At 46.8% G+C, this 618-nt stretch carries 1 protein-coding gene; it reads right to left on the bottom strand.

Annotated elements, in window-relative coordinates; genetic code table 11:
• Positions 1-75 precede the first annotated feature (75 nt).
• On the bottom strand, positions 76-618 hold a 543-nt coding region (locus tag R8N47_RS26370; RefSeq protein ID WP_318186254.1), incomplete at its 5' end, for a DMT family transporter.

Raw genomic sequence — 618 nt, 5'->3', positions numbered from 1 at the left:
CTCAGCTTATCTAAAAAATCTAATGTTTCTTGATGTTCAGTATTTGCCATCGTCGTTCATCTTTAGAGCGTGTATTTACGCTCGCTTGGGGAAGCGGAATCTGCCTCCAGTGCGGTAAATCACCAAAGAAAAGAGAATCAGCAGACAACCAACAAGTTTATTGGCCGTCAGAACTTCACCATACCAAAGAATGCTGAGAACAACCGTCCAAACCGGCTCTAAGATCATAATCAGTGCCGCATTCCCTGCTTGGACAAACTTTTGCCCCATCGTCTGCATAACGTAACGCAAACTCGTCGCAAGCAACGTACTGAGCGCAAACCACCACCAAATGGATGAATCCACCTGCTCTGGTCGTGATTCCATCAAGAACGACACCAACAGACCTAGACAGCCTGCCGAAAACAGCTGTACACAAGTCAGTAGTAAAACGGGCAACTTCTGCGAATATTTACTGTTTACATTAAAGTGTAGCGCCAAGATAAGCGCCGCTCCAAGAAACCAGAGTTGACTCGCAGGCTGCTTCCAACCTCCAGCCAATGAAAGGCACGCTAAACCAATCACCGCAATAGGTAGCGAGATCCAAAAGATGCGCTGAGGGCGTTGTTGAAACATTAC

Source organism: Vibrio sp. 2132-1, from assembly GCF_033344315.1.
The sequence above is the reverse complement of the archived record's forward strand: the minus strand, read 5'-3'. Positions and strand labels throughout refer to the sequence as shown.